At 55.9% G+C, this 13,149-nt stretch carries 11 protein-coding genes and 2 riboswitches; of the genes, 7 read left to right on the top strand and 4 right to left on the bottom strand.

What is annotated here, in order from left to right:
- Position 1: 1 nt before the first annotated feature.
- Positions 2-619 carry a CBS and ACT domain-containing protein gene (locus JJB07_RS11045; RefSeq protein ID WP_201634936.1) on the bottom strand — a complete coding sequence of 206 codons (618 nt, stop codon included), beginning with the start codon at positions 617-619 and terminating at the stop codon, positions 2-4.
- 23 nt (positions 620-642) lie between these two features.
- Complete coding sequence (locus JJB07_RS11040; protein WP_201634934.1) at positions 643-1,275, bottom strand: GNAT family N-acetyltransferase; 633 nt, start codon at positions 1,273-1,275, stop codon at positions 643-645.
- A gap of 125 nt (positions 1,276-1,400) precedes the next feature.
- Between JJB07_RS11040 and acsA the strand changes: the two genes are divergently transcribed.
- Complete coding sequence (gene acsA / locus JJB07_RS11035; RefSeq protein WP_201634932.1) at positions 1,401-3,125, top strand: acetate--CoA ligase; 1,725 nt, start codon at positions 1,401-1,403, stop codon at positions 3,123-3,125.
- Positions 3,126-3,197: 72 nt separating this feature from the next.
- Here acsA and JJB07_RS11030 read toward each other — a convergent pair whose 3' ends face one another.
- Positions 3,198-5,282, bottom strand: a complete 2,085-nt coding sequence (locus JJB07_RS11030) for an ABC transporter substrate-binding protein (protein WP_201634930.1) — start codon at positions 5,280-5,282, stop codon at positions 3,198-3,200.
- 161 nt (positions 5,283-5,443) lie between these two features.
- On the opposite strand from JJB07_RS11030, the gene JJB07_RS11025 reads away from it, so the two are divergent.
- On the top strand, positions 5,444-6,112 hold the full coding sequence (locus tag JJB07_RS11025; protein ID WP_201634928.1) for a PspA/IM30 family protein: 669 nt from the start codon (positions 5,444-5,446) through the stop codon (positions 6,110-6,112).
- Positions 6,113-6,165: 53 nt separating this feature from the next.
- Here the strand turns inward: JJB07_RS11025 and JJB07_RS11020 are convergent, their stop codons facing one another.
- Complete coding sequence (locus JJB07_RS11020) at positions 6,166-6,417, bottom strand: hypothetical protein (protein ID WP_201634926.1); 252 nt, start codon at positions 6,415-6,417, stop codon at positions 6,166-6,168.
- A 94-nt stretch (positions 6,418-6,511) separates the two neighbouring features.
- On the opposite strand from JJB07_RS11020, the gene JJB07_RS11015 reads away from it, so the two are divergent.
- The 5 genes from JJB07_RS11015 to JJB07_RS10995 all read left to right on the top strand — a co-directional run bounded on the left by JJB07_RS11015 (position 6,512) and on the right by JJB07_RS10995 (position 13,131).
- A complete protein-coding gene (locus JJB07_RS11015) occupies positions 6,512-7,981 on the top strand; it encodes a spore germination protein (protein ID WP_201634924.1) in 1,470 nt (489 codons plus the stop codon).
- An 84-nt stretch (positions 7,982-8,065) separates the two neighbouring features.
- On the top strand, positions 8,066-8,380 hold the full coding sequence (locus JJB07_RS11010) for a thioredoxin family protein (protein ID WP_201634922.1): 315 nt from the start codon (positions 8,066-8,068) through the stop codon (positions 8,378-8,380).
- Positions 8,381-8,423: 43 nt separating this feature from the next.
- Entirely contained in the window at positions 8,424-10,202 is a 1,779-nt protein-coding gene (uvrC, locus tag JJB07_RS11005; protein WP_201635562.1) for an excinuclease ABC subunit UvrC, read from the top strand.
- Positions 10,203-10,241: 39 nt separating this feature from the next.
- A riboswitch (Lysine riboswitch) is annotated at positions 10,242-10,434 on the top strand.
- A 149-nt stretch (positions 10,435-10,583) separates the two neighbouring features.
- Positions 10,584-11,828 carry an aspartate kinase gene (locus JJB07_RS11000; RefSeq protein WP_201634920.1) on the top strand — a complete coding sequence of 415 codons (1,245 nt, stop codon included), beginning with the start codon at positions 10,584-10,586 and terminating at the stop codon, positions 11,826-11,828.
- A 43-nt stretch (positions 11,829-11,871) separates the two neighbouring features.
- A riboswitch (SAM riboswitch) is annotated at positions 11,872-11,994 on the top strand.
- Between the two features lie 78 nt (positions 11,995-12,072).
- A complete protein-coding gene (locus tag JJB07_RS10995) occupies positions 12,073-13,131 on the top strand; it encodes an aspartate kinase (protein WP_201634918.1) in 1,059 nt (352 codons plus the stop codon).
- The last annotated feature ends 18 nt before the right edge of the window (positions 13,132-13,149 follow it).

Genomic DNA, 13,149 nt, shown 5'->3' with positions numbered 1-13,149 from the left:
ATCACACCTCGCCGTCATCGAGGGCGGACGGGTGTTGTACGACGCTGTACCCGGCATTCTGGATGTCATGAATGAAACGGCGCGGGTCCATCGTTCCGACGCGGAATACCAGCGTTTTGTAGCCCTCGGTTGTACTTGGGAAAACCATCACGGTCGATGCGTTGAGGCGGCGGGCCCGCAACAGGTCGGCGATTTCGGCAAGCATTCCCGGCTTGTCCGGAACTTCTACTTCCACGCGAGTCGTCGGAGAGTTGACGCCCATCATCTCGACGAGGTTGTTCAAGATGTCGCGTTCGGAGACGATGCCGACGACTTGGCCCTTGGAGACGACGGGCAAGCAGCCGACGCGGTTTCTGTAGATCGTGGCGGCCGCGTCCTCGACGAAATCGAGTGGATGGCAGGTGATGACGTCGCGCACCATCCATTGCTCCACGCGGGTTTCAGGGGCGTGTGCGGCATCGCGCAGATCGCGGTCGGAGATCAGGCCGGTCAGTTTGCCGCCCAGAAGCACCGGCAGATGACGAATGCGGTGCTTTTTTGTGATCTCCAACGCTTCTTGGACGGTGGCGTCCGGGGAGACGGACAGTACATCAGGGGTCATGATCGATTCGACTAACATAAAAAGTTGCCTCCCTTCAGGGATCACAGCAAATTGCGAGTGGTGAAACGGATCTTGTGAAAGCGCTCGATGGACGGGAGGTCGACACGGGTGCCGATGCGTGCCATCAGCATGTTGGCGGGGTGGGAGCAGATTTCCGGATCGTCGGTGGCGAACACTTCCATGCCGACGGAGCCCATGATTTTTTTCATGACTTCCTTGTACTCCCAAACGGAGATGCCGGTTGCCTCCAAATCCCAGTGCCAATAATACTCGGTGGAAAGCACGATGTAATCGTTCATGTAGTCGTCTGTGAAGGAAATTTCCAACAAGCCCTTGGCGACGCCGCCGCCTCGGTAGGGCGCCGCCACTTCGATGGCGCCGAGTTCGAGCAAGTTCTCAAGCTTGGCTTCGGCCCAGCGTTCCATCGGGTCGGGGTAGAGATAGGTGACATAGCCGACGACGAGTTCGTCGGCGCGCACGAGGATGATGCGCCCCTCCGGCAGTGCTGCGATGTCCACCAAAGCTTCTTGCTGGCGAGGGGCCGGGCGGAACGCTTTCAAGCCTTCGTGAAACGTCAAGGCGGCCAAGTGTTCCGGTGAGACAGGTCCTTCGATCACCAGTTTGCCTGCGGGCGTCGTGATCGTTTTTGAAGCGTACGTTTTGGGATGGTTCAAATGAGACTCACCTCCACGCTCGATGGTTTTTATTATACAGGATTTGGAGTCGAAAACCTGTTGTTTGCGCTTTCACTATGTTACAATATTCTGCAAGTTAGCAAAATAAGGGGGTTGTCTTGTTCATGTCAGAAAAGACGCACGAGCTGATCGGAGTACTGGCCACCCAGTATAACATGAAGGATTATGACGAAGCCTATGCCACGTTCGATTGGGCCGAAGTCGAGAAGGAACTTTCTTGGTCGACGACGGGCAAGATCAACGTTGCTTATGAAGCCATTGACCGCCATGTCGATACGGGCCGCGGCGATCACATCGCCCTCTATTACAGCGATGCCACCCGCGATGAGAAATATACGTTTGCAGAGCTGAAAGCTTTGTCCAATAAATTCGGTAACGTTTTGAAAAAATACGGTGTGAAAAAAGGCGACCGCGTCTTCATCTTCATGCCGCGCTCTCCTGAATTGTACGCGGCGTTGCTCGGGGCTGTAAAAATCGGCGCGATCGTCGGGCCGCTTTTTGAAGCGTTTATGGAAGGGGCGGTTCGCGACCGACTCGAAGACGCCGGCGCGATTGCCATCGTCACGACGCCCAAACTCCAACAACGTGTTCCGGTGTCTGAACTGCCGGAACTGCAACATGTGTTCCTCGTCGGCGCCGAGGGAGAACTGGCACCGAAGGAAATCTCGTTTGATGCAGAGATGAAGGATGCGTCTGAGGACTTGGAAATCGAGTGGGTAGACCGCGAAGACGGACTCGTGTTGCACTACACCTCGGGCTCCACCGGCAAGCCCAAGGGCGTCCTCCATGTTCACAATGCGATGATCCAGCACTACCAGACCGGCAAATGGATTCTCGACCTGCGTCCGGACGATGTGTTCTGGTGTACCGCCGACCCGGGTTGGGTGACGGGGACCGCATATGGCATTTGGGGTCCGTGGTTGCAGGGCGCTACCTCTGTGATTCGCGGCGGGCGCTTCACACCGGAGGACTGGTACGACACCCTGCAACGCTTCAACGTTACTGTATGGTACTCCGCTCCGACTGCGTTTCGCATGTTGATGGGGGCAGGCGACGATCTCGTCAAAAAATTCGACCTGAGCTCCGTCCGCCACATCCTCTCGGTGGGAGAGCCGCTGAACGCAGAAGTGGTGCGTTGGGGGATGAAAGTCTACGGCAAGCGCATCCATGACAACTGGTGGATGACCGAAACCGGCGGGCAGATGATCTCCAACTACCCGTCGATGCCGATGAAGCCGGGTTCGATGGGCAAGCCCTTCCCGGGAATCTACGCGGCGATCGTCGACAATGAAGGCAACGAACTGCCACCGAACACGATGGGCAACCTTGCGATTCGCGCCCCGTGGCCGTCGATGATGCGCAAGATCTGGAACAACCCGGCGAAGTACGAGGAGTACTTCGGTCTCAAGCCGTGGTACATCTCCGGAGACTCGGCGTACAAGGACGAAGACGGCTACTTCTGGTTCCAGGGCCGGATCGACGATGTGATCAACACGTCGGGCGAGCGCGTGGGCCCGTTTGAAGTGGAATCGAAGCTCGTGGAGCATCCGGCCGTTGCAGAAGCGGGTGTCATCGGCAAGCCGGACCCGTTGCGCGGGGAAGTGATCAAAGCGTTCATCGCGTTGCGCGAAGGCTATGAGCCGACGGATGAGCTGATTGCGGAGATTCGCGAGTTTGTCAAAACCGGGCTCGCCGCACACGCCGCTCCGCGTGAGATCGAGTTCCGCGACAAACTGCCGAAGACCCGTTCCGGCAAGATCATGCGCCGCGTGCTCAAAGCGTGGGAACTGGGCTTGCCGACGGGCGACCTGTCCACGATGGAAGACTAAGAGCATCGGATATGAGAAAAAAGCATCCCTTCGCCTGAGCGGTGGGGATGCTTTTTTTTTGCTGAATCGTCGTTACTGGTGAACGTCGTATACGTGGGGCCAGGCGAGTTTGGAGAGGGTGTTGTCGATGATCTTGGCCGCTTCTGCACGGGTGGCGTTGTTGTCCGGACGGAACGATCCGTCCTCGTAGCCGTTGAACAGGCCGTTGGCTTTGGCGGTCTGGATTGCAACTTTTCCCCAGTGGTTTGCAACGTCCGGGAAGGTTCCGCCTGTACCGGAAGCCGGCAGTTTCAAAACATGTACGATCATCGTCGCAATCTCGGCGCGGGTTACGGGATCGGTTGGTTTAAACAACCAAGCACCCCCGGCATTTTGCGAACCGTGTACGATGTTCGAGGACGCAGCTGCATAGATATAATCATAAGACCAAGAGTCGCTGTCCACGTCTTGAAACTTTACCGGAGACGTGGTGGTGGAGATGCCCATCCCTTTGACGATCATTTTGACAAACTGCTCACGGGTGACTTGTCCATTCGGGTCGTAGAGGCCCCCCGAACCCTTCAGCACATCGGCGTTCATCATCTTTTCAATGGACGGACGGGCATAGTCCGGAATATCGGCTGCGTCATGGAAGTCTGAAACATGGAGCATCGGGCGCGTCGTTTTGGTTGCAAAGGCGAAGTTCGGCAGGCGATTCCAAACCGTGATGCCTAAGTCTACATAAGGTTGGATGAGTTGCTCGTACGGGCGGAAGTTTTTTAACGGAATGATGACGGCGTTGTCTAACACCGCTTGCTCTGCGGTGCGAATCTTTTGCTCGCGCAGGGTCGGGTTGTTGTGGGTGGCGTTGATGTCGTCGAGCAGAGCGTCATACGACGGATCGTGCCAGACATTTTGGTAATAACCGTAGCCTGAATGATACAAACCCAAGAACGTCATCGGGTCATTGAAGTCAGGTCCCCAATTCATCGTAGCGATGGAGAAATTGCCTTTGGAGATCTGCTGCAATTTGTCTTCGAAGGAAGTCGTGGTTTGGACTTGGATGTTCGCGCCCAGACCCTGCTCCCACGCGGCAACTGCATTTAGATAAGAGGATGACTCTTCTGAGATGAGGGTTAACGGCGGGAGTTCGGACAGGTGGAGTTCTGCCAGACCTTGCTGGAGTTCTTGTTTGGCTTTCGTGAGGTCTTCCGCCAACGGGATCGGGTTGGACGTGCGGTACTCTCCCTTCGCACCGGCGATGGAGTACGGGATAAACCCGTGCAACCCGCTGGATAGAGGAGCCGACAGCAACAGCGCACGGCGGATATGGACATTTGCGGTCGGACCGGATTGGGCGTTCAATTCCAAGTAGTTCCCGGTCGAATTGTTCAACGAATGAAGCAACGACATGTCAAAAAAGCGTCCATACGTTTGGGCAAACTCCGCTTGGTCCAGTTCCCCGTTGCTCAACATGCGAGCGGACGTCGAGTCGTCCAGGGCGTTGTAGAGGACGACTTTTTCAATTTTGACGTTGGCAGCGTCCCAATACTTCAGATTTTTCTCAAGGACGACGGTGCCTTTTTCCACATCACGGGCGACAAACGGCCCGTTGAACAGCGAGGTGGCTGCCGTCGAGCCGAAGAGTTCGCCCTTTGCCTCCGCGAACGTCTGTTGAATCGGTTGGAGATAATCGCTGGCGACTTCGCGAATCAGATCGTCACCTTGACGAACGAACGTGACTTGCAGGGTTTTCTCATCGAGAGCCGTTGCGGTGTTGATGTCGAACATGCTGATCTGAGGCAGCGGGAGATGCGGGTTCCACTGGTGCCATCCATAGACGAAGTCTTGCGCTTTTACAGGGGAGCCGTCGCTCCAGAACGCATCGCGCAAGTGAAACGTATACGTTTTGCCGTCATCGGAAATGTTCCAAGAGGATGCCGTGCCGGGCAAGACGCCGCCCTGCGGATCGCGCGGGTTGTAGCGGACGAGGCCTTCGTAGGCGTTGTGTGCCACGACGCTCTCTGTATGCGGGTGCAAACCGAGTCCGGTCGTGGAACTGAGCGACAGGCGCAGCGTCGTGTCCGGAGGGACGGCAGCCGTCGCAGGTGGAACGAGCATGGATGTCAACAGTGTCAAGCAAGCGAGCAGGGAGACGAACGGAGTCTTGATGGACATCTGAAGGGTGTGCTCCTTTTTTATGAAGATGATGAGGACTTGGAGATACTAGTTGTGTTGATAAAAAAAGTTTTTTGCAAAATCCTGAAACCTATCCGGAGTTCAGCCGTAAAACATAGCATAAACAAAAATGTAATTCACACTTAGGAGGTTGTCATACAATGGCCCTGTTTAAACGTCTTCGCGATCTGACCATGTCGAACATCAACGCACTTCTGGATAAAGCAGAAGATCCGGTGAAAATGTTGGAGCAATACCTGCGCGACATGGAGGAAGACATCCAAGACGCAGAAGTTGCAGTTGCAAAGCAAATCGCCGTTGAAATGAAATTGAAGCAACAATTCGAAGAAGCAACCGAACTCGTCACCAAGCGTGAACAACAAGCGATGATGGCGCTGGAGCAAGGCAACGAAGACCTCGCTCGCCGCGCACTCGTTGATAAAAAGTCTGTTGCCGAGAAAGCGGCCGACTACAAGCAACAATACCAAAACGCAAAAGTCACGGCTGACGACCTGCGCGGCCGCCTCTCCGAAATGAAAGACCAGTTCGAAGAGATGAAGAACAAAAAAGACACCCTCAAAGCTCGTCACGAAGCGGCGAAGGCGCAAAAGCAAATCAACGAAGTCATGTCCGGCTTCGGCACCGACAACGCAGCGAAAGGTTTCTCCCGCATGGAGGAGAAAGTCCTGCAAGCAGAGGCGGAAGCAGAAGCGTCCAAGCAACTGCACGGCTCCTCCCGTTCGCTGGATGATGAGTTCAAGAACCTCAAGAAAAACTCCTCGGACATCGACGACGAGCTGGCTGCCCTCAAATCGAAAATGGGTAAGTAACACAATCGCAAAAAAACGCCCTGCGCACATCTTGTGCACAGGGCGTTTTTTTCTTAGAGATCGGGCAGTTCTGCACTCGGCGGATGGGCGAGGCTGTCGGTGGATTCCGGGTTTTCGTCGAAGAAACGATGGTTGGTCTGCTGACCCGGCTCCCACGGCGTGGACTTGCCGATTTTTTGATCCAAATACACCGACGCCGCATACGGCCCCTCCGGAAACTCTTCGGGTACCAATGTGTTTTGCATCGATTGCACATACTCCAACTCGCGATTGACAAACTCCTTGCGCTTTGGCGTGTCTGCCATTCCATCCACCTCCCTTTCTCCATGAGTATGAACCCCCGTCTCCCAACTCATACTGTGAAAGTATGCCTGCAGGAAAGGGAAGTGATGACAGAACATGCAAGCCTCCTCGACCGCCCCGCGCAAGATCTCCAAAAACCTGCGCGACAACCTCGACATCCTCAACCGCGAGCTCGGAGTCGACAAGAATTTCGACATGCTCTGCCGCGAACTTCACTATGCCGGGCGCGACTTCGCGCTCTATTTTATCGACGGATTTGCCAAAGACGACATCATGAACCGCGTCATGGAACATCTCGCCGGAATCCAACAACAAAGCTTCACCACGCAAGGAATTCAACAACTACTTCAGACCCAGATCGGCTATCTTGAAGTCGAAACCATCGACAATCTCGAAGACCTCAAAAACGCCGTTCTCTCCGGCCCGCTCGTCTTTCTCATCGACGGCGAGGACCAAGCGGTCTCCGTGGACGCCCGCACCTACCCGGCCCGCGGCCCGGAGGAGCCCGACCTTGAACGCGTTGTGCGCGGAGCCCGCGATGGTTTTACCGAAACGATCTGCTTCAATACCGCACTGACCCGCCGCCGCATTCGCGACGAAGGACTGCGCATGGAGTTCGTCCGCGCCGGAGAGCGCTCCAAAACGGACATCGTCGTCGCCTACATCGACGGAATCGCCAACCCGGACCTCGTCGAATTGATCAAAAACAAGATCAGCGAGATTGAAATCGACGGCCTCCCCATGGCGGAGAAGACGGTGGAGGAGCTCGTATTCGGACGCAACTGGAACCCGTATCCGCTCGTCCGCTACACGGAGCGTCCCGACGTCGCCGCCGTGCATCTATTGGAAGGACACGTGCTCGTCTACGTCGATACCTCGCCGAGCGTCATGATTACGCCGACGACTTTTTTCCATCACCTGCAACACGCTGAAGAATTCCGTCAGAAGCCGGTCATCGGCGTGTTTGTCCGTTGGTTGCGCTTCATCGCCATCATGTTGTCGATTTTTCTGAGTCCGTTGTGGCTGGGCTTGGTCTCCACACCGACATTTATGCCGGATCACTTCCAGTTCCTGTTTCCCGACAAAACGCTGACGCTCTCCGTGTTCTGGCAACTGATGGCCGCCGAATTCGGCCTTGGGCTCTTGCGGATGGCGTCGATTCACACGCCAAACCCGCTGGGCTCCGCACTCGGACTCGTCGCCGCGATGATGATCGGGTCGGTGGCGATTGATGTGGGGTTTTTCACCAACGAAGCGGTGCTGATCACATCGATTGCGGCGATTGGCACATTCGCCACGCCGAGCTATGAACTGGCGCTCGCCAACCAGATGATCCGCTTGGGAATGCTTGTCCTAACCGGAATTTTTAACTTCTGGGGCTTTGTCGCAAGCGTCATCCTCTGGCTGGTCCTGCTCATGCGCACCAAAGCGTTGGACACGCCGTACTTCTGGCCGTTGGTTCCGTTCAATCGCGCCGCTCTCGTGCATGTCCTGTTCCGCCCGCCGGCCGGTTGGAAATCGAAACGACCGAAGATCTTGCACCCGCAAGACGACACCCCGAAGTAAAAAAAGCCCTGTCGCACGCGTGCGGCAGGACTTTTTTGCCTAGATGAGGAAAGCCATGTAGTATGAGTAGGGGGGCGTGAAGGTATGAAACCAACATCAGAATCAAACTTCCAAAGCCATACACAACAGGGCGTGGTCCTCGTCTACTTTCATGCAGCTTGGTGTTCACCCTGCCAAAGTCAAGAGGACGTGCTGACCGAAATCGAGGAGGAGTACGGCGAGTCGATGTCGGTTTTCAGTCTGGATGTGGATCATTGCGGTCAACTCGTGCATCATCATGGAATTATGAGCGTGCCGACCCTGCTCTTGTTCCAAGAAGGACATGTCGTTGAACGAATCATCGGGTTGCAAAGCAAGAAAGTGCTACTAGAGTTGATCACGCCGTTTTTGCTAGAATAGAGAGTACGACAGTTTACTAGAAAGCGGGTGATCGCACATGGACGTGCGTGAGCGAATCCGTGAGAAACTCAAACTCCTGCCCGACAAACCGGGCGTTTACCAGATGAAAAACGCCGGCGGCGAGATTATCTACGTGGGCAAAGCCAAAGTCTTGAAGAACCGTGTTCGCTCGTACTTTACAGGGAGCCACGATGGCAAAACCCAACTGATGGTCTCGAACATCGCCGACTTCGAATACATCGTCACCAACACCGTCGTCGAAGCGCTGGTGCTGGAATGCAACATGATCAAGCAATACAAACCGCCGTACAACATCATGTTGCGTGACGACAAGACCTACCCGTATATCAAGATCACCGGCGAAGAGCATCCGAAACTGGACATCGTGCGCAAAGTATCGAAGGACAAAGGCAAGTATTTCGGACCCTACCCGAACTCGCAAGCTGCCTACGAGACCAAGAAACTGCTCGACCGCCTCTACCCTTTGCGCAAATGCAAGACGCTCAAAGACAAAGTCTGTCTCTACTATCACATCAACCAATGCATCGCACCGTGTGAATACAAAGTCGAGCCGGAAACGTACCAAGGCATGGTCAAAGAGATCACCCGTTTTCTAAACGGAGGTCATCGCGAGATCGCCGACAACTTGCGCGACCAGATGATGCAGGAAGCGGAGAACCTCAATTTCGAGCGCGCCAAGGAACTGCGCGATCAGATCGAAGCCATCGAGCGCGTCATGGAGAAGCAAAAAGTCACGATGGCCGACACCGTTGACCGCGACGTGTTTGGCTATTTTGCTGACAAAGAGCATATGTGTGTCCAAGTGTTTTACATGCGCCAAGGCAAACTGATTGAACGCGATGTCCAGATCTTCCCGTACCACGGCGAAGAACGTGAGGACTTTTTGTCATACGTTACGCAATTTTACATCGACAACGCCGATCTCCCCAAGGAAATTCTCCTGCCCTACGAAGGCGAAGAAGCGCAAGTGCTGGAGGAGTGGCTCAAGGGCGTCCACGTTAAAACGCCGCAACGCGGGGACAAAAAACAACTCGTCGACATGGCGGTTGAGAACGCCAAGATCGCCCTCAACGAGCGTTTTAAACTGATGGAACGCGATCAGAACCGCACGATCCGCGCCGTCGAGCAAATCGGGGAAGCGATGATGATCCCGACGCCGCGTCGCATCGAAGCGTTCGACAACTCGAACATCCAAGGCACGGACGCCGTAGCGGCGATGATCGTGTTCGTCGACGGCCAACCGTCACGCAAAGATTACCGCAAGTTCAAGATCAAGACCGTCCAAGGCCCGGACGACTATGCTTCGATGCGCGAAGTCATCCGCCGTCGCTACACCCGTTTGCTAAAAGAGAACCAGTCCCTCCCGGACTTGGTGCTCGTCGACGGCGGTCGCGCCCACATCAACGCAGCGCTCGATGTCTTGGAGAACGAATTGGGTCTCGACATCCCGGTGTGCGGACTTGCCAAGGACGACCGTCACCGCACATCGCAACTCTTCCTCGGCGAAGACCCTGCCCCGATTCCGATCGACCGCACGTCGCAGGGCTTCTACTTGCTGACGCGCATCCAAGACGAAGTTCACCGGTTTGCGATCACCTTCCACCGCGAAACCAAGGGGAAAAACGCGTTCCGCTCTGTCCTTGACGACATTCCGGGTGTGGGAGAGAAACGTCGCAAAGCGTTGCTCAAACACTTCGGCTCCGTGCAAGCGATGAAGACCGCCAGCGTCGAAGAATACCGCAAAGCGGGAGTCGGGGACAAGTTGGCGCGAGAGATCTTGAATTTTTTGGCGCAGGCATGATATACTAACGAAAGTTTTATAGGAACCTCATCTCTCAACGAGGTGAGTAGAGGCGCGAATCGATCAAGAGTACGTACGAGGAGAGACCGGGATCTCAATGAATCGTGGGGAAAGGGACGTTCGCCGAAGCCGAGGACACACCGGGTGACTTCAGGCTGGGTCTGCATTGAACAAGTGCAGGACTGTCACGTGACGGAATTTACCCGTCGTCACGTGGAGGACTATCTCACAACCAGGGGAGAAGAGGGACACCGTACGTCTGTTTTCAGCCGTAGGAAGGGATTCCCTTTCTTACGGCTGTTTTTATTTTAGGAACGGAGTCCTCTCACCCGCAATGTGAAAAGTCACAGCACAGAGACAGGATGGGAGTGGAGAAAACCTATGGCATTGATTGTGAAAAAGTTCGGCGGCTCTTCGGTCGCCAACGCCGAACGCATCCAGCGTGTGGCACGCCGCGTCGTGGAGTCCGCGAACGAGGGGAATTCCGTCGTGGTCGTCGTCTCCGCAATGGGCGATACGACAGACGACCTGATCGACCTCGCGCGTCAATTGACGACCAATCCGTCACCGCGTGAGATGGACATGTTGCTCTCGACAGGGGAGCAAATTTCCATTGCGTTGCTCGCGATGGCCGTTCAACAACTGGGGCATACAAGCATTTCGTTCACAGGCGGTCTGGCCGGGATCTCGACCGAGGCGGTGCATGGTCGCGCACGGATTACCGACATCGACCCGACTCGTCTGCACGGAGCGCTGAACGACGGGAGCATCGTCATCGTCGCCGGGTTCCAAGGCACCTCCGAGGACGGCTCGATCACGACGCTGGGTCGCGGCGGTTCCGACACGACGGCGGTCGCGTTGGCCGCAGCTCTGAAAGCGGACTTATGCGAAATCTACACCGACGTGGACGGCGTCTATACCACCGACCCGCGCGTCGTGAAAGCAGCGAGCAAACTTTCGGCGATCTCCTACGATGAGATGCTGGAACTGGCGCACTTGGGAGCAGGCGTCCTGCATCCGCGCGCCGTCGAATTTGCGAAACAATACAACGTCGCGCTGATGGTGCGTTCGAGCTTCAATCACAATCCGGGTACGCTGGTAGAGGAGGTCGCAGCAATGGAACAAGGACAAATCGTACGAGGGATCGCTCACGACATGAACGTGGTCAAAGTCGGTCTGGTGGGTGTGCAAAGCCGCACCGGCAACTTGAAACGCATCTTCCAAGCATTGGCGGATCAAGCGGTCAACGTGGACATCATCGTCACATCGGTTGTGCATGACGAGCAATCGGACATCTCCTTCACGATTGGCGAGGACGATCTCGACACCACGCTGACGACGCTGAAATCGCAATTTCCGGATGTGCAACTCTCTGTGGAACAAAACTTGGCGAAAGTCTCCATCGTCGGCGCGGGCATGATCTCGAACCCGGGGGTTGCGGCGCAGATGTTTGCAACGCTTGCCGATGCGGGCATTTCGATCAAGATGGTTTCCACCTCGGAGATCAAAGTTTCGACCGTAATCGATCAAGATCGCGCACACCAAGCGGTGCAAGCTCTGCACACTTCGTTTGGGCTCGATTCTGTACAAGAAGCTGTCGTGGCAGGTCTTGACAGCCACGCATAGTCCGTGATAAAACAGGTAATAACTTCATAAACGTGATGATTCACTCTTATCGAGAGCGGCGGAGGGACTGGCCCGACGAAGCCCGGCAACCTCGTTCGTACCCACACGAACGAAGAGGTGCTAAATCCAGCAAGCGTGTGTACCGTACACGCTTGGCAGATAAGAGGTGGAATCCTGGATACAGGACCCCCTCTTTTTTATTTAAAAAGTGGGGGTTTTTTACGATCCGATGGAGGGATTCCCAATGACGATCTACGTACAAAAATTCGGCGGCACATCTGTCGCCGACGCAGAACGCATTCAAAAAGCGGCACGTCGTCTCGTTGAGACGGCACAGGCCGGGCACCAAGTCGTCGCCGTCGTCTCGGCGATGGGGCATACCACCGATCATTTGGTGGACTTGGCAGGTCTTCTGTCAGACAATCCGTCGCCGCGAGAAATTGATATGTTGCTCTCCACGGGGGAGCAGGTCACCTGCGCGCTGATGGCGATTGCCGTGCAGCAGTTGGGTGCGTCGAGCATCTCGCTCACCGGCGGGCTCGCGGGCATTCGCACGGAGTCTCACCACGGGCGTGCGCGGATCATCGACATCGACCCGACGCGCATCTGGGCCGAATTGGGGCAGGGCAAGATCGTCATCGTCGCCGGATTCCAAGGGTTGACCCCCTGTGGAGAGATCGCCACGCTCGGTCGAGGCGGTTCCGACACGACAGCCGTTGCGCTGGCAGGGGCGTTGGGTGCCGATCTGTGCGAAATCTACACCGACGTGGACGGTGTCTATACCACCGACCCGCGCATCGTCCCGCACGCACAGCGAATCAACGAGATTCCCTACGACGAGATGTGGGAATTGGCGCATCTCGGGGCGAACGTCCTGCACCCGCGGGCTGTTGAAGCGGCTCGCCGACACCGTGTTCCCGTGCGCGTGCGCTCCTCCTTCGAGTACGACGATCCGGGGACGCTGCTCACCTCGACGGTAGCGAATGCTCTAGCACTGCCCGTCTACGGGATCGCACTGGACCCCGACCTGCAATCCGGCTGGCCGGGAGACACGTTCGAAGCCGATGGTGACCTCGCCAAGATCTCAGTCGTCGCCGCGCCGCTGACCACAGGAGCCGAGCTGCACCCGCAGATTCGAGTTGCGCTGGAAGGGGCCGACATCTCGGTGCACGGCCTGCACGTCAGCGTCACCTGTTGCTCCTGTCTGGTGGAAAAAAGCCACGTCCACGAAGCGGTGCGTGTCTTGCACACCGCGCTGGGACTCGACGCGAAACGTACGAAAATTCTTGACACTTTTGAATGAAACGTGTTACAACATGGT

Origin of the sequence: Tumebacillus amylolyticus (genome assembly GCF_016722965.1) — a bacterium.
Taxonomy (GTDB): domain Bacteria; phylum Bacillota; class Bacilli; order Tumebacillales; family Tumebacillaceae; genus Tumebacillus; species Tumebacillus amylolyticus.
The sequence above is the reverse complement of the archived record's forward strand: the minus strand, read 5'-3'. Positions and strand labels throughout refer to the sequence as shown.

Excerpts from the sequence above, each read along its gene's own strand:
- JJB07_RS11020 (WP_201634926.1), bottom strand. The coding sequence starts at position 6,417 with ATGGCAGACACGCCAAAGCGCAAGGAGTTTGTCAATCGCGAGTTGGAG.
- JJB07_RS11025 (WP_201634928.1), top strand. The coding sequence starts at position 5,444 with ATGGCCCTGTTTAAACGTCTTCGCGATCTGACCATGTCGAACATCAAC.
- JJB07_RS11015 (WP_201634924.1), top strand. The coding sequence starts at position 6,512 with ATGCAAGCCTCCTCGACCGCCCCGCGCAAGATCTCCAAAAACCTGCGC.
- JJB07_RS11010 (WP_201634922.1), top strand. The coding sequence starts at position 8,066 with ATGAAACCAACATCAGAATCAAACTTCCAAAGCCATACACAACAGGGC.
- JJB07_RS10995 (WP_201634918.1), top strand. The coding sequence starts at position 12,073 with ATGACGATCTACGTACAAAAATTCGGCGGCACATCTGTCGCCGACGCA.
- JJB07_RS11030 (WP_201634930.1), bottom strand. The coding sequence starts at position 5,282 with ATGTCCATCAAGACTCCGTTCGTCTCCCTGCTCGCTTGCTTGACACTG.
- JJB07_RS11000 (WP_201634920.1), top strand. The coding sequence starts at position 10,584 with ATGGCATTGATTGTGAAAAAGTTCGGCGGCTCTTCGGTCGCCAACGCC.
- JJB07_RS11045 (WP_201634936.1), bottom strand. The coding sequence starts at position 619 with ATGTTAGTCGAATCGATCATGACCCCTGATGTACTGTCCGTCTCCCCG.
- acsA (WP_201634932.1), top strand. The coding sequence starts at position 1,401 with ATGTCAGAAAAGACGCACGAGCTGATCGGAGTACTGGCCACCCAGTAT.